The sequence below is a fragment of the Clostridium nigeriense genome (assembly GCF_050585265.1).
GTDB lineage: Bacteria > Bacillota > Clostridia > Clostridiales > Clostridiaceae > Clostridium > Clostridium nigeriense_B.
On the sequence record NZ_JBNOOE010000029.1, the window covers coordinates 1 to 15,314 of the forward strand.

Sequence of the window (15,314 nt, forward strand, 5' to 3'; positions counted from 1 at the left end):
CGGATTTTTTATACAGATAGCGATAGCTTCATGTTTTTATTAGGCTGCCATAATGTTAACTAAGTGACATTGGCCTTTCAGCAGCCTTTATATCTATCTTTTATTTCTAACTTGAGCTTGTGCAGCTGCTAATCTAGCAAGTGGAACTCTAAATGGTGAACATGAAACGTAGTCTAATCCAATATTATGGCAGAATTCTACTGATGATGGATCTCCACCGTGCTCTCCACATATTCCAAGTTTAAGATCACTCTTAACTGATCTTCCCTTTTCAACTGCTATCTTAACTAAAGCACCAACTCCTGTTTGGTCTATCTTAGCAAATGGATCTTGTTCGTATATCTTCTTATCATAGTAGCTACCTAAGAACTTAGCAGCATCATCTCTTGAGAATCCAAATGTCATTTGAGTTAAATCATTTGTACCAAATGAGAAGAAATCTGCTTCCTTAGCAATTTCATCAGCTGTTAATGCAGCTCTTGGGATTTCTATCATAGTACCTATCTTATAATCTAACTTAACTCCCTTTTCTTCCATTACAGCTTCTGCAGTATTAACTACTATATCTTTAACATATTTTAATTCTTTAATTTCTCCAACAAGCGGAATCATAATTTCTGGAACTATATCATAGCCTTTGCTATTCTTAACTTCTATAGCTGCCTCTATAACCGCTCTAGTTTGCATTTCAGCTATTTCTGGATAAGAAACCGCTAATCTACATCCTCTATGACCCATCATTGGATTGAATTCATGTAATTCATTAACAGTAGCCTTTAATTCTTCAAAAGTTATATCTAAATCATTAGCTAAAGCATGAATATCTTCATCGTTGTGTGGTAAGAACTCATGTAGTGGTGGATCTAAGAATCTTATAGTTGCTGGCATTCCCTCTAAAGCTTCATAAATTCCAATAAAGTCTTCTCTTTGCATTGGAAGCAATTTATCAAGAGCCTTTCTTCTTTGTTCTTCACTCTTAGCAACTATCATTTCCCTAACTGCCATAATTCTATCTTCAGCAAAGAACATATGCTCAGTTCTACATAATCCAATACCTTCTGCCCCAAATTCTACTGCTTGCTTAGTATCTCTTGGAGAGTCAGCATTAGTTCTAACCTTTAATTTTCTTATTTCATCTGCCCATGCCATAAATGTAGCAAAATATCCTGATATTTCTGGTGTTACTGTATTAACAGCTTCCCCATAAACATTACCTGTTGATCCATCTATAGAAATATAATCATCAGAATTATAAACTTTTCCATTTACTTCTACAGTTTTAGCATTTTCATCTACTCTTAATGTTCCACAACCTGCTACGCAGCAAGTTCCCATACCTCTTGCAACAACTGCTGCGTGGGATGTCATACCACCTCTTACAGTTAAGATACCTTGTGCTGCTATCATACCTTCTATATCTTCTGGTGAAGTTTCAAGTCTTACTAAAACTACACTTTCTCCTCTTTCATGTCTTTCCTTAGCTTCTTCAGCAGTAAATGCAATCTTACCACAAGCTGCTCCTGGAGATGCTGGAAGTCCTTTAGCTATTGGTACAGCCTTCTTTAAATCTTCAGTATGGAAAGTTGGATGAAGTAATGAATCTAATTGATTTGGTTCAACCTTTAATATTGCTTCTTCCTTAGTTAACATTTTTTCTTCAACTAAGTCAACAGCTATTTTTAATGCTGCTTGAGCAGTTCTCTTACCATTTCTTGTTTGTAAGAAGTATAACTTTCCTTCTTCAATAGTTATTTCCATATCTTGCATGTCTTTATAGTGATTTTCTAATGTATGAACTATATCAGTAAATTGCTTATATATTTCAGGATTTTGTTCTTCTAATTTTGAAATTGGAAGTGGTGTTCTAATACCAGCAACAACATCCTCACCTTGAGCATTCATTAAATATTCACCATATATTTTATTTTCTCCAGTTGCAGGATCTCTTGAGAATACAACTCCTGTTCCTGAAGTTTCACCCTTATTACCAAATACCATTTCTTGAACGTTAACTGCTGTTCCCCATTCTCCAGGAATATCATTTAATCTTCTATAAACTATAGCTCTTGGATTATTCCATGATCTAAATACAGCTGTTATAGCTTCAATTAATTGAGTTTTAGGGTCTTGTGGGAAATCTTCTCCTCTTTCCTTCTTATAAAGGTTCTTATATCTTCCAACTAGCACCTTTAAATCATCAGCAGTTAATTCAGTATCAAATTCAACACCTTTTTCTTCTTTAATTTCATCTATTAGATTTTCAAACAATCTCTTTTCAATACCCATAACAACATCAGAGAACATTTGAATAAATCTTCTATATGAATCATATGCAAATCTTGGATTATTTGTTAAGTTTGCCATAGCAACTACTGATTCATCATTTAAACCAAGATTTAGAACTGTATCCATCATACCTGGCATTGAAACTCTAGCACCTGATCTTACTGACACTAAAAGTGGCTTAGTTAAACTACCAAACTCTTTGCCTGTTAACTTTTCTAACTCCGTTATTTTTTGATGAATTTCTTCAATAATTTCTGGTGCAATTACTTTTCCATCCTCATAATATTTATTACAAGCTTCTGTAGTAACTGTGAATCCTTGTGGTACAGGGATTCCTAGTAGAATCATTTCTGATAAATTTGCCCCTTTACCTCCTAGAAGGTTTTTCATTGACCCATTTCCTTCATTAAAAAGGTAAACATACTTCTTTTTCTCCATCTCAATACTCCTCCGTTCAATAGAATTGATATATATACTAACAGTACTTTTATACTGTAGCTACCCTAAAAAAATTATACCCATAGTTTTTTAATTACCCTCACCTAACTTAACAAAAAGTTTAGTTATATTAGTCTTTGATATCTTACCAATAATTCTAAATTGAGGCTTTTCCTTTGGATCAGTTTCTACTTTTTCAACTATTGGAATGCTGTCTATTTCATGCTCAATTATTTTTTTTGCTAAATCATATGCACTATCTTCTGCATATCCACAAATTATATTTGGCATTCTTGTCATAATAACACCTACTGGCACCTTATGTATATCAGTTCCTCCAATGGCATTTTTCAAGAAGTCTTTTCTTGATACAGCTCCAACCAAAACTCCATTATTTTCTATAAATAATGTCCCTACATCATTTAAAAACAAGAATACGATTGCATCGTATACTGTGGTTTCCTCATTAACAGTTACTGGTTTAGACATAATTTCACCAGCCAATACCTTAGAGATATTTTCTAAAACTACAGTATTATTTACTTCTCCTAAATATACATAACCAACCTTAGGTCTAGCATCTAATATCCCTATCATAGTTAAGATAGCTAAATCTGCTCTTAATGCAGCTCTAGTTACTCCAAGTTTTTCTGCCAAAGCTTCACTTGTTACAGGCTGTCCTTTTTTAACTAACCTTACTATTTCCTCTTGCCTTTCTGATAACTTCAAATTTATCCCTCTTTCTAGGTTTACATGGAATATTCAGATAATTTTGATTAGTTTGATATTTACATACTAATTATAACATTTTCTAATAGTTTGACTATACTTAATTTTCTGAAAAATCAATCATATTAGCCGAATATTCCCATTTCCTTTATTTTATTCTGCTCATTCTACTGTTTATCTTACTTTTACTCTTATTTACTCTTCATCATCAAATTTTACAGTATATGTAAAAGAATTGTTATCTATTTCTTCACTCTTTTTAGATTCTTTTTTATATACATTGTAATTATCTGGAGAAAATTTATCATTTTTTACTTCATCCACTTTATTCTTAACCTTACTCGCTACATCAGTTGCAACATCCTTTATATCACCAACAGCTTTGCTTATATACTTATTTACAACTTCTACACTACCATCAGCCATAGTTATTTCTACTGTTATTTGTGTTACTACTGCAGCAATAAGTACAAAAGCTAATACAGGTGGAAGAATAGCAGCAATAACTCCTGCAGCAATACCAGCATTTACAGGGACATCAACTATTTCTTTTCCGTCTTTGCTTATCTTAATTCTTGTAACATTTCCTTTATTTATTAAATCTTTTAACCACTTTTTAAATTCATCTATGGTTTCTGATTTTACTTTACCATCAGTTTCTGTACTAGCTTCCTTTATACTTTCAATATAAATAATAGCTTCTAATACATCTCCATTAGTTGCTTCAAGTGCATTCTTAGCCTCAGCATATGTAGCACCTGTTCTTTCTTTTACTTGGTCTACCTTTTCTAAAGTTATTTCCATTTATAATCACTCCTTTATATAATTTAACATTTCTAAACTCTTTGGTTTTTTAGAATAATTTGAAGATATGATAAATGTTGTAATTTTCCTTATATCTCTTTTTACATCATCATTTATATTTAATTTATATATCTTATCCATAGGTGTCTTCATTAAAAACTTTATTGAATTATATGCTGGCTTCGATATATAAATACCATGTTCTCTCGGACATTCCTCACATACGCCTCCATAGTGAGAAAGTGATATATAATTTGATACCGATAATTTTTTTCTACAACTAACACAATTATCTAAACTTAATCCATATCCTGTTTCCCTTAACAATTTTAGTTCAAAGGATCTTATTAACATTTCATAATCTAATACATCTGTATTCAATAAATACATACATGTTAAAAAGCTTTTGAATAAGTTTTCATTAACTTCACCTTCTTCAATACATATATCTATAAGCTCACATATATAAGATGAGTATGTTAGTTTATCCAAATTATCTAACAACCCTTGAAAAGAATTTATTATTTTTCCTTCTTGCAGATTATATAAATTTTTCCCTTTAAATAATATATACTCGCCATAACAAAGTGGTAAAGTAAGAGATAAAAATTTACTCTTACTTTTTCTAGCACCTTTTGCAATGGCAGTTACTTTTCCTAATTTATCTGTATATAACCATACTAATTTATCATTTTCTTTAAACTCCATAGTCTTAATAACTACAGCATTCACTTTATGTAGTGACAGAAAAATCATCCCCTTATTTATTTAACCTTTTTATATCCTAACTCCTTTAGTAGGTTTTGATTATCTCTCCACTCTTTTCTAACCTTTACCCATATTTTTAGATTTACTTTTTCATGTAAAAATCTTTCTATTTCATATCTTGCTGTTTCACCAATTTTCTTTAAGCACTGACCATTCTTACCTATTATGATACCTTTATGTGAATCTTTTTCACAAAGCATATCTACTTCTATATGCCAAGTACCATTAGGACTTTGCTTCATTTGAATAATATCTACTGCTATACCATGAGGTATTTCTTCTCTTAATGTTCTTAATGCCTTTTCTCTTATTATTTCTGATACTACAAACCTTTCTTGAACATCTGTTATCATATCATCTGGATAGTACTTTGGACCTTCTGGCATAGCTTCTACCATTAATTCAACTAATTTATCTACATTCTTTCCCTTTAAAGCTGAAATTGGAATTATCTCTTTAAAGTTTAATTCTTGAGAATACATTTGAAGAGTTTTAGCAACTCTATCTTGAGTAAATTCATCTATTTTATTTACCACTAAAAATATAGGCGCTTTTTGATTTTTTAAGGTTTCAATTATAAACTTATCTCCTCTACCTATTTCTTCTTCAGGGTTTATTAAAAATAATACAAGGTCAACTTCCTTTATTGAATCCTTTGCTGAATTTACCATATATTCACCTAACTTATGCTTAGGCTTATGAATTCCAGGAGTATCAACAAAGACAATTTGATGATCCTTACCTGTCAGTATAGTTTGAATATTATTTCTTGTTGTTTGAGGTTTATTTGATACTATAGAAAGCTTTTCTCCCATTATCTCATTTAATAAAGTTGACTTACCAACATTTGGTCTACCAACTATTGTTACAAATCCTGATTTAAACATTTTTCCTCCTAGTTTAATCCCAATATTAACTAAAAGCCCTTGGGATATTAAAAATATTTTATTTATAATATTTACTTTTTTAAATTATAGCATTGTTATAAAGTTTTATCATCTTTTTAATAAAATTAAATCTTAAAAATAATAAATATAAACAATGTCAATAAAGTTCCAAACAATGCTCCAACAATAACTTCGAAAATAGAATGTATATTAGAATCTACTCTACTTTGTGCAGTTATTAATGCCATTAGATAGCTTAGCATTATACATATTGGTTCTTCTGTAATTAATGAAATTGCAGTTGCTATCGAAAAAGATAAAGCACTATGTCCACTAGGCATACCACCTCTTAATGGTGTACCTTCTCCATAAATAGACTTTACTATCAAAGTTGCAATAGTTACAACTACTAATGCTATTAATACCATATATGGTTCTGATTCCTTCATCTTATGAATTACATCATATGAAATCAATGAAATTTTGTCCCAAAAAATTATATATCCTACTAACAAAGCATTTATAGCAGTAATTAAGACTGCTCCTGCTGCTGCATTTTTTGCTATTTTAGCTAATGGATGATAATGATTAGTAGACATATCTATAGTAGCTTCTATAGCCGTATTTACCACTTCAGCAGCTAATACCATTGTGATAGTAATTGATAAAATAAGAAATTCTTCTTTTGATATATCTATTACAAAACAAGTTAAAAGAACACATAGAGCTGCAAATAAATGAATCTTCATATTTCTTTGAGTTCTTACAGTTTGTATAATTCCTGTTATTGCATAGTTAAAACTTTCTACTAACTTTTTTATTCTCATAAACTACCCCCAAATACAGTATTATCTCTTAATATCAAGTTTATTTAATATTTCCTCTTCTCTCTTTCTCATTTTTAATTTATCCTTGTCAATCATATGGTCATAACCAAGTAGATGCAAAATCGAATGAACTACTAAATAACTAACTTCTCTATCATAAGAATGACCATACTCTTTACTTTGTTCTAAGGCTTTTTCTAATGATAGAACCATATCTCCAAGTATTAATTCATCTCCATCCTTAAAGGTCTCATCAAATTCAAAATCTAAATATATATCTTTATAAACTTTATTTTCTTCAAAATCAAGCATAGGAAAAGATAATACATCTGTTTCTCTATCTATACTTCTTGTTTCATTATTTATTTCTCTTATTTCTTCATTATCAACAAATAACAAAGATATTTGATATTCTACATTAACCCCTTCTTCTTTTAATGCAAAATCACAAACCTCTGTAATTTTTTCTATAAAGTTCTCTGTGACTTCTATTTTATCTTGCCTATTTTCTGTATATAACATATTTTACTCCTTTATGTTTAAAATTAAAGGGAAAGGTATGATACCCTCCCCTATCAATGCCTTATAGAATTTAATTTTTTACTTTTTTTCAGTTGGATATTCAATTCTATGATGATAAATTCCATCTAAAGTTTTTAAAAAACTCTGTCTTATAACTTCTATATCTTTTAATGTCAAATCACAATCTATTAATTGGTTACTACTTATTTTATCATTTATTATATTATTAACCATTTGTTCAATTTTAGCCTTAGTTGGCTCAGATATTGATCTAACAGATGCTTCAACACTATCAGCAAGCATCAATACTCCAGATTCCTTTGTACTCGGAATTGGTCCTGTATATCTAAAATCTTCTTCCTTAATCTCATCTGGATTTTCCGAAGAATTTTTAAGCTTGTAATAGAAATACTTAACAAGTGTAGTTCCATGATGTTGTACTATTATATCTTGAATAACCTTTGGTATATTGTGCTCCTTTGCCATTTCTATCCCATCCTTAGTATGAGATAAAATAATTAAAGCACTTAAATTTGGTGTAATTTTATCATGAGGATTTTCTCTTCCTATTTGATTTTCACCAAAGAAGTAGGGTCTTTTTGTTTTTCCTATATCATGATAATAAGCTCCAACCCTAGCTATAACTGGGTTTCCTCCTACAGCTTCAGTAGCTGCCTCTGCTAAGTTAGCTACCATCATACTGTGATGATAAGTTCCAGGTGCCTCCATCAAAAGTTTCTTCATAAGAGGCTGATTAGGATTCGATAACTCTAATAACTTTATATTAGTTACTACATCAAATATGGATTCAAAAAATGGAAGCAAACCAACTGCAAGTATACCTGAAAGTAGTACAGCAAGTATAGTATATCCAGTTTGAATAAGATTTTCCTTTAAATTATTAGATGAAACCATGCCTACAGTCAATGTTAGTATTGCTAAAATAACAGTTATATATATTGTGGAATATATAATATCATTTCTTTGTTGAACCTTTTTAAGAGCTGTAGAACCTAATACAACACTTAGAATGCATAATACTATAACCTCAGCATTAAAACTAACTACTATAGCAACAAATACTAAATTTAATAAATTTACAACCAATGATATTCTATAATCTATTAATATAGTCATCAGCATTGCTCCACATGCTATAGGAATTAAATAAGGAGATACTATATTAAGCCCCATAGAAAGCATAAGACTAATAATATTTATACTGCTAATTAATATAATAAGCTTAGTATTTTTAAATATATCTGGTCTTTCTTTAGCTATATATCCATATTGGATAAATAAAATTAAAGTAACTATTATAGCTAAGGCTATAAATGACATAACATAACTTTTTGTCAAAGCACTACTTAGCAATCCAAGCTCATTTAATATTTCTATTTGTCTTTCTGTTACAGGCTCTCCTTCTTTAACTATAATTTGATTTTTCTTTATTATTTCTTTTTGAACGCTTTTTTCAGCTTCCTTTATATTTTCTTCCATCTTTTCAGAATCAATAAAAAGGTTTGGATTTATTTGTGAGTAAACTATACTTTTCAATGTATCTTCTAAATTTCTATCAAGATTATAACTTTCAATTATATCATCAGCAAAAGTTTTTGCTTTTTGTATTGCTTCATAATCATTTTCACTAATATCATTTTTATAAGCTGCTTCTAGAGCAGTTATTACAATATTTTTAGTTTCAGTTACCTTCGTTGTGTCCAATGATAATAATATATTATACTCATCATCAGTCAATTTAAAAGCATCAACTTTTTTAATCTCTGTTAGCTTATCTTTAGCCTCTTTATCAGATGCTATTTCTGTTGCAATTTTATTAAACAATTCATTTGCATCATTTAAGGCCTCTGTTTTAACTTCACTTTTAACATAATATTTTTTATCTTCTTTTGCTTTTGCAACTGCTTCATCAATTTTTTGTTGGGTTGCAACTTCATCGATAGTATCTATAGGTGCTTTTATATCTACTGAAGCTATGTCTCCTACTGACAAATTATATTTCTTTGGTGAAATATTAGTTAATAAAAGTACATACGTGATTATAAGTACTGTCAAATATATAAAAATTCTTTTGTATCCTCTACTATCTTTTTTCTTATCTTTCTTTAAAAACAATTTCATCCCCCTTTAACCACATAGTTTTAATAATCTATAGGCTCATTATTTACAATATTTTGTTCAACAATAAAGACTACATTAATTAATATATTCTCTGCTGAATCGTCCTTTGTTGTAATTATTCTATCTACAATTGTTGCTTCCCTAGTTAAATTATTATAAAGAGATTCTTCCAAGGCTTTTACAGAGTTATCAATTATTTCTTCTCTTGTTAGTTTAATTGGAAATTCAATTTTTTCATAATAATTTATCTTAGTAATTAATTTCCCACTTTCCTCTATTTTATCATAATCTTTAAAATCTTTTATAGCTTTTTTAATATAAATTTTCTTTCCGAATAAAATTAAATAAATATCACTATCTTTTTCACCACTTCTTTTTAATTCAGTTCCATCTACCTTTGCCACCATACTCTTTTCATAAAATGTATTAGCCATAACTACTCCATCTGGTACCACTTCATAGGGCTCTTCTTCTTTTCCATTGATACCTTCAATTATTACATCTCCAGCATGTACATATTCACCGGTATGAACTGTTGACCTTCCTGAAAAAGCATAAACCCTTCTTACTTCTCCATCCATTTTAGCAACTAAATTCCCATACTTTTCTTCTTTAACCTCAGGAGGGTTTACTTTTTCATCAATAGTTATTTTTAATGTTGAACCTTCTACTCTTGCCCTAAGCCATAGGATATCTGAATTCATATTTTCTAATTTTTTCTCTATGTCTTTATAATTTATATTTTTTTTACTTATGCCTGGTTTAATTCCCAATGAATAAAGTTGCTGTCTTATCTCATAAGGTGAAACATTCTGCTTAGTAGTAATTTCTATACTCCAAACAAATGTAGAAAAATATAGTAATAGGATAACAAAAATTCCTCCTCCAATAGTTAAAAAAAACTTACTTTTTAATTTTCCCACAAGAAAAAGTATTCCTTTACTTCCTACTATTTTAATTTTACCATTTAATCTTTTAACTATTTGTACTACATCTTCATAATAATTATAGTCAATAGTTATCTGAATAGTTGCTACATCTATTCTCTTTACGTTTATAACATTAATATTTTCATTCCATAATATGTTCAAAAATCTTTCTGGCTTCAATATGTTAATTTCAACTACAACTTTTCCACTTTCAAAAACTCCTGATGCCATACTACACCTCATAAGAAATGGATTTAAATTTTCCACTTATAGTTATAGTAGAATCTCCAATATATAAAATTTCAAAATTTTCTCCTTCAATATCAATAATTTTGACCTTAGTGTTTATCTTAATTATATTTCTCTCAAATAATATAATTCCTTTATGATTTTCTATAGTGATTTCATCATTACCTATAATTGTTATTTTAGGAAGGTTTAGCATTACATCTTTAGGCAAATCCAACTTCTCAACTAATATTTCTCTGCTTTTTTCCATTTTTCCTTGCATATCTTTCTCTCCTTATACTCTTTATAATAGTACTTTATGATAAAAATATATAGAAAATTACAGATAGAAAGCAAAAAGCAAAAGGAATAAAAATTCCTTTTGCTTTTATTTATCAGTTAATATTAATCTTATAAAATTGACCTTAATTTGCATAACTAAAAAGTTATAGATGTTATTAACACCAATGATGTAGCCGTTGCTTTAATAATTTTATCTTTCTTATATTAACTGCTGAGGAAGGTACTATAATAAGATTTACTTAATTAAATCTTATTTATTCCCTTAATTCAAGTATAATTACTTTTACACTTTTGATAAACTTATAAACTATAGTCCTCAACCTTGATGTATAATAAAATACATTTAGACTTATTGGATAAATATAGCCTCCAATAATAGCTTACTTAATTAATTAAGTTACATTGAAATTTAAATCAAAATTATCCTACTTGAATTTTCTCTTTCTAGCAGCTTCTGATTTTTTCTTTCTCTTCACGCTTGGCTTTTCATAGTGTTCTCTCTTCCTAACTTCTGAAAGAACTCCTGCTCTAGCGCATTTTCTTTTGAATCTTCTTAATGCACTTTCAAGTGTTTCATTTTCTCCAACTTTTATTTCTGACATCTATTATCCCTCCCTCCGCTAGCTCAAATTAATTAATTTAACTCAGCTACGGGCTTAATAACACACGCTATATTATACAATAGGCATCCCTTAAAGTCAACCATTAGATACAAACTTATTTAGCCTGGTGGCCATTTTAAATCTCTTTGCCCTAACACGTGGAAATGCATATGATCTACTGTTTGGCCCCCATCTTTTCCGCAGTTATTTACTATTCTGTAGCCTGATTCACTAATATTTAGCTCTCTTACTAGTTTATTAATAACTAAGAATATATGTGAAATAATATCCGCATTTTTTTCATTTAATTCATTTACACTTTGAATATGTTCCTTAGGTATTACTAAAAAGTGAACAGGAGCCTCTGGGCTAATATCATAAAAAGCTAATACTCTATCATCTTCATATAACTTCTTACTTGGAATCTCACCATTTACTATTTTACAAAATATACAACTCATAATTTCACCACCCTTCTTAAAATTAGGAATGAAAAATTAAAAATTAAGAATTATTGACGAAACTCAGTAAGCTGAGTTTCTAAATTGTATTTTTCATAATTCAGCTATGCTGAATTATTTCATCATTTTTACATTTTACATTCTTCATTATTCATTTTACAGTAGTTTCGCTATACCAATTTCATTTTCTGCTTTAGTAATTTCTATATCTACTATTTTACCAGTTACATCAGCACATGCGCAAGGCACTTGAACTTTAATATAGTTTCTTGTGTAGCCTTCATATATGCCTTCTTGACCCTTTACTTCTGTTTCTATAAGGACATCCATTTCTTTACCAATAAATTTTTCTGTAAATTCTTTTTCATTTTTATTACTTAATTCTATTAATAGCTTACTTCTTTTTTCTTTAATACTACCATCTATTTGATCTCCCATTTCAGCGGCTCTAGTACCTTTTCTAGGGCTATATTTAAATACATGAGTTTTAGTAAGCTTAATTTTTTCTAAGAATTTATAAGTTTCATTAAATTCTTCTTCTGTTTCTCCTGGAAAACCTACTATCACATCTGTAGTAATAGATACATCTGGTAAAGTATTTCTTAAAAGCTCCACAGAGGCTGCATATTCTTCTGCAGTATATCTTCTATTCATTCTCTTAAGAGTTGCATCACATCCACTTTGTAATGATAGATGGAAATGAGGGCAAAGCTTTTTAAATCCTTTAATTTTTTCTATTACTTCTGGTGTAAAGAATGCAGGCTCTATAGACCCTATTCTAATTCTTTCTATTCCAGCTACTTTCTCTATTTCTTCTATAATATCAATTAATGTTATATTACCTTCTAAATCTAACCCATATGACGCTGTATGAATACCAGATAAAATAATTTCCTTAAAGCCATGTTCAGCTAATTTATTAACTTCTTCTATTACCTTTTTAGGATCTTTTGAACATACTGACCCTCTTGAATAAGGTATTATACAATAAGTACAAAATCTATTACATCCATCTTGAATCTTTAAAAAAGCTCTAGTTTTATCTTGATACTCTTCTATATTTAATTCTTCAAATTTCTTATTCTTAAGTACACCTTCGACATGAACTTGTGATTTTCCTTCTTCTCTTGCCTTATTCACATAGTAAACTACATCACCCTTGTTTCTTGTACCTAAAACTACATCAACACCTGGAATCTCAGAAACTTCTTTTGGAGCAATTTGCGAATAACATCCAACAACTGCAATTACAGCATTTTCATTTAATCTTCTTGCTCTACTTATAATTTGTCTTGACTTCTTGTCTCCCATATTAGTTACAGTACATGTATTTATTACATACACATCAGCTTCTTCATTAGCCTCTACAACTTCGTAGCCTTCTCTTATAAACTTTTCAGCCATAGCTTCTGATTCATATACGTTAACTCTACATCCAAGAGTAGAAAATGCAACTTTCATTATTTATTTCCTCCTAAATCTCCAAGCTCATATTGAACTAATGAAGTAGCAACAAAACCTGCTGTTTCTGTTCTAAGGATTCTACTTCCTAAAGTCACTATATAAGCACCATGTTCTTTTAGTTTATTTATTTCACTTAATTCAAATCCACCTTCAGGACCAACTAATATCCCAACAGTTTTAATTTTTGATGTATCAATATTTTCATCATTAAATAATGTTTTTATACCAAAATTTTCTGCATTTTCATAAGGAACTATAACTAGATCTAAAGCTTTCATATTGATTAATGCATCTTCAAAAGAAATAGGCTCAGAAACAGTAGGTACAATAGTTCTTTTACTTTGCTTTGCAGCTTCTAAAGCTATTCTATTTAATCTATCTAGCTTTTTAAATTCACCCTTTAACTTTATATCCACTCTTTCTGTCAAAGTTGGTATAAATTCAGTTATACCTAGTTCTGTTCCCTTTTGAACTATTAAATCCATTTTTTGAGACTTTGGCAACCCTTGAAATAAATATATTTTAACTTCACTTTCATTATTTATCTCAAGCTTTTCTTCTATATCAACAATTACTTCTTGCTTTGTAATAGTTCTTATATTTGCTAAAAACTCTTCTCCACAACAATTATTTAAGACTATTTTATCCCCTTCATTTAGCCTTAATACTTTATATAAGTGTTTTACATCATCACCTAAAATCTTTGCTTGCTTATCTACAAAATTTTCTTTAGGAGTAAAAAATTTATGCATCTAACAATCTCCTTAAAACTATTTTAATTTGGCAACTATGCAGTTCCATTCCCCATCTTTATTTATTTCAACTACTTCAAACCCTACTTCTTGAAGCTTATTAGTAACCATATCTACCCTATCATGAATGATTCCAGAAGTTATAAAGTATCCATCTTCCTTTAATACTCTTTTTACATCTTCTGTTAATATGCAAATTACTTCTGCAATAATATTTGCAACTACAATATCTGCTTTTCCATCTATTACTTCAACTAAATTACCATATAAAATTTGTATATTATCTAAATTATTAAATCCTACATTTTCTTTAGCAGATTCAACAGCAACAGGATCTAAGTCTACTCCAATAGCCATTTTTGCTCCTAATTTTGCTGCTCCAATTGCAAGTATACCTGAACCACATCCAACATCAAAAACAGTACTATCTTCTTTTACATACTTATCTAAAGCTTGAATACACATTCTTGTTGTTTCATGAGTTCCTGTACCAAATGCCATTCCTGGGTCTAATTCTAGTACTAATTCATTTCCCTTTGGTTCATATTCTTCCCATATAGGCTTTACTACTATTCTATCACCAATTTTAGTAGGCTTATAATACTTTTTCCAATTATTTGCCCAATCTTCTTCGTACATTTTTTCGCTTTCAACCTTATAAGCTCCTGTATCTATACCTATGTCTTTAAGTTCTTTCATCTTATCATTAACATATTTTAATACTTCTTCTACATTATCTTCTTCTGAAAAATAAGCCTTTACTACAGCTACTTCCCCTTTATGTTCTAATACATTTATATCTGCAAAATCCCAAGTTAGTGGACCTTGCTCTCTTTCTAATATGTCATTTGGATCTTCTATTGCAACCCCTTTACAATCTAATCCATAAAAAATTCCTGAAACTGGCTCTAAAGCTTCACTTTTCGTTATAACTCTAACTTCTATCCATGTTCCTTCCATTAAAATCAGTCCTTTCAAAGATATTTGACTAATTTATTATTTTACACTTATGTTAAGTTTCTGTCTATATTTAAAACTAAAAAGATTTAAGTTATTGTCATTTTGTAGCTTATCTAAAAAGAAGAAGCTCTTGGGCCAATGTCACTTAGTTAACATTATGGCAGCCTAATAAAAATATGAAGCTATCGCTATCTGTATAAAAAATCCGCTAG

At 29.5% G+C, this 15,314-nt stretch carries 15 protein-coding genes; all 15 read right to left on the reverse strand.

Going from position 1 to position 15,314, the window contains the following annotated elements; all coding sequences use genetic code 11:
- Positions 1-93 precede the first annotated feature (93 nt).
- Positions 94-2,724, reverse strand: a complete 2,631-nt coding sequence (gene ppdK, locus ACQPVP_RS16415) for a pyruvate, phosphate dikinase (protein ID WP_430851785.1) — start codon at positions 2,722-2,724, stop codon at positions 94-96.
- Between the two features lie 90 nt (positions 2,725-2,814).
- Complete coding sequence (locus ACQPVP_RS16420; RefSeq protein WP_430851787.1) at positions 2,815-3,453, reverse strand: helix-turn-helix transcriptional regulator; 639 nt, start codon at positions 3,451-3,453, stop codon at positions 2,815-2,817.
- Positions 3,454-3,648: 195 nt separating this feature from the next.
- Positions 3,649-4,257 (reverse strand): DUF4342 domain-containing protein, encoded by a 609-nt coding sequence (locus ACQPVP_RS16425; protein ID WP_430851789.1) that lies wholly within the window; start codon positions 4,255-4,257, stop codon positions 3,649-3,651.
- A 6-nt stretch (positions 4,258-4,263) separates the two neighbouring features.
- A complete protein-coding gene (gene recO, locus ACQPVP_RS16430) occupies positions 4,264-5,013 on the reverse strand; it encodes a DNA repair protein RecO (RefSeq protein ID WP_430851790.1) in 750 nt (249 codons plus the stop codon).
- Between the two features lie 8 nt (positions 5,014-5,021).
- Positions 5,022-5,912, reverse strand: coding sequence for a GTPase Era (era, locus tag ACQPVP_RS16435; protein WP_430851792.1), 891 nt, complete (start codon positions 5,910-5,912; stop codon positions 5,022-5,024).
- Between the two features lie 125 nt (positions 5,913-6,037).
- Positions 6,038-6,739: a diacylglycerol kinase gene (locus ACQPVP_RS16440; RefSeq protein WP_430851794.1), complete on the reverse strand. Its 702-nt coding sequence runs from the start codon at positions 6,737-6,739 to the stop codon at positions 6,038-6,040.
- Positions 6,740-6,760: 21 nt separating this feature from the next.
- Positions 6,761-7,261: an rRNA maturation RNase YbeY gene (ybeY, locus tag ACQPVP_RS16445; protein WP_430851796.1), complete on the reverse strand. Its 501-nt coding sequence runs from the start codon at positions 7,259-7,261 to the stop codon at positions 6,761-6,763.
- A gap of 78 nt (positions 7,262-7,339) precedes the next feature.
- Positions 7,340-9,403, reverse strand: coding sequence for an HD family phosphohydrolase (locus tag ACQPVP_RS16450; RefSeq protein WP_430851798.1), 2,064 nt, complete (start codon positions 9,401-9,403; stop codon positions 7,340-7,342).
- 20 nt (positions 9,404-9,423) lie between these two features.
- A complete protein-coding gene (yqfD, locus tag ACQPVP_RS16455) occupies positions 9,424-10,563 on the reverse strand; it encodes a sporulation protein YqfD (protein ID WP_430851800.1) in 1,140 nt (379 codons plus the stop codon).
- 1 nt (position 10,564) lies between these two features.
- Positions 10,565-10,843, reverse strand: a complete 279-nt coding sequence (gene yqfC, locus ACQPVP_RS16460) for a sporulation protein YqfC (protein ID WP_430851802.1) — start codon at positions 10,841-10,843, stop codon at positions 10,565-10,567.
- Between the two features lie 445 nt (positions 10,844-11,288).
- Positions 11,289-11,465 carry a 30S ribosomal protein S21 gene (gene rpsU, locus ACQPVP_RS16465; RefSeq protein ID WP_003441547.1) on the reverse strand — a complete coding sequence of 59 codons (177 nt, stop codon included), beginning with the start codon at positions 11,463-11,465 and terminating at the stop codon, positions 11,289-11,291.
- 119 nt (positions 11,466-11,584) lie between these two features.
- The gene (locus tag ACQPVP_RS16470; RefSeq protein WP_430840255.1) at positions 11,585-11,929 is read right to left on the reverse strand and encodes a histidine triad nucleotide-binding protein; all 345 of its coding nucleotides are present in this window, start codon (positions 11,927-11,929) and stop codon (positions 11,585-11,587) included.
- 153 nt (positions 11,930-12,082) lie between these two features.
- Complete coding sequence (gene mtaB, locus ACQPVP_RS16475; RefSeq protein ID WP_430851804.1) at positions 12,083-13,387, reverse strand: tRNA (N(6)-L-threonylcarbamoyladenosine(37)-C(2))-methylthiotransferase MtaB; 1,305 nt, start codon at positions 13,385-13,387, stop codon at positions 12,083-12,085.
- Positions 13,387-14,142: an RsmE family RNA methyltransferase gene (locus ACQPVP_RS16480; protein ID WP_430851806.1), complete on the reverse strand. Its 756-nt coding sequence runs from the start codon at positions 14,140-14,142 to the stop codon at positions 13,387-13,389. Before ACQPVP_RS16480 ends, mtaB begins: the two co-directional genes overlap by 1 nt.
- Before the next feature lie 18 nt (positions 14,143-14,160).
- Positions 14,161-15,102, reverse strand: a complete 942-nt coding sequence (gene prmA, locus ACQPVP_RS16485) for a 50S ribosomal protein L11 methyltransferase (RefSeq protein WP_430851808.1) — start codon at positions 15,100-15,102, stop codon at positions 14,161-14,163.
- Between the last annotated feature and the right edge of the window lie 212 nt (positions 15,103-15,314).

Excerpts from the sequence above, each read along its gene's own strand:
- ybeY (WP_430851796.1), bottom strand. The coding sequence starts at position 7,261 with ATGTTATATACAGAAAATAGGCAAGATAAAATAGAAGTCACAGAGAAC.
- ppdK (WP_430851785.1), bottom strand. The coding sequence starts at position 2,724 with ATGGAGAAAAAGAAGTATGTTTACCTTTTTAATGAAGGAAATGGGTCA.
- yqfC (WP_430851802.1), bottom strand. The coding sequence starts at position 10,843 with ATGCAAGGAAAAATGGAAAAAAGCAGAGAAATATTAGTTGAGAAGTTG.
- recO (WP_430851790.1), bottom strand. The coding sequence starts at position 5,013 with ATGATTTTTCTGTCACTACATAAAGTGAATGCTGTAGTTATTAAGACT.
- era (WP_430851792.1), bottom strand. The coding sequence starts at position 5,912 with ATGTTTAAATCAGGATTTGTAACAATAGTTGGTAGACCAAATGTTGGT.
- ACQPVP_RS16425 (WP_430851789.1), bottom strand. The coding sequence starts at position 4,257 with ATGGAAATAACTTTAGAAAAGGTAGACCAAGTAAAAGAAAGAACAGGT.
- rpsU (WP_003441547.1), bottom strand. The coding sequence starts at position 11,465 with ATGTCAGAAATAAAAGTTGGAGAAAATGAAACACTTGAAAGTGCATTA.
- ACQPVP_RS16480 (WP_430851806.1), bottom strand. The coding sequence starts at position 14,142 with ATGCATAAATTTTTTACTCCTAAAGAAAATTTTGTAGATAAGCAAGCA.
- ACQPVP_RS16450 (WP_430851798.1), bottom strand. The coding sequence starts at position 9,403 with ATGAAATTGTTTTTAAAGAAAGATAAGAAAAAAGATAGTAGAGGATAC.
- yqfD (WP_430851800.1), bottom strand. The coding sequence starts at position 10,563 with ATGGCATCAGGAGTTTTTGAAAGTGGAAAAGTTGTAGTTGAAATTAAC.
- ACQPVP_RS16440 (WP_430851794.1), bottom strand. The coding sequence starts at position 6,739 with ATGAGAATAAAAAAGTTAGTAGAAAGTTTTAACTATGCAATAACAGGA.
- mtaB (WP_430851804.1), bottom strand. The coding sequence starts at position 13,387 with ATGAAAGTTGCATTTTCTACTCTTGGATGTAGAGTTAACGTATATGAA.
- prmA (WP_430851808.1), bottom strand. The coding sequence starts at position 15,102 with ATGGAAGGAACATGGATAGAAGTTAGAGTTATAACGAAAAGTGAAGCT.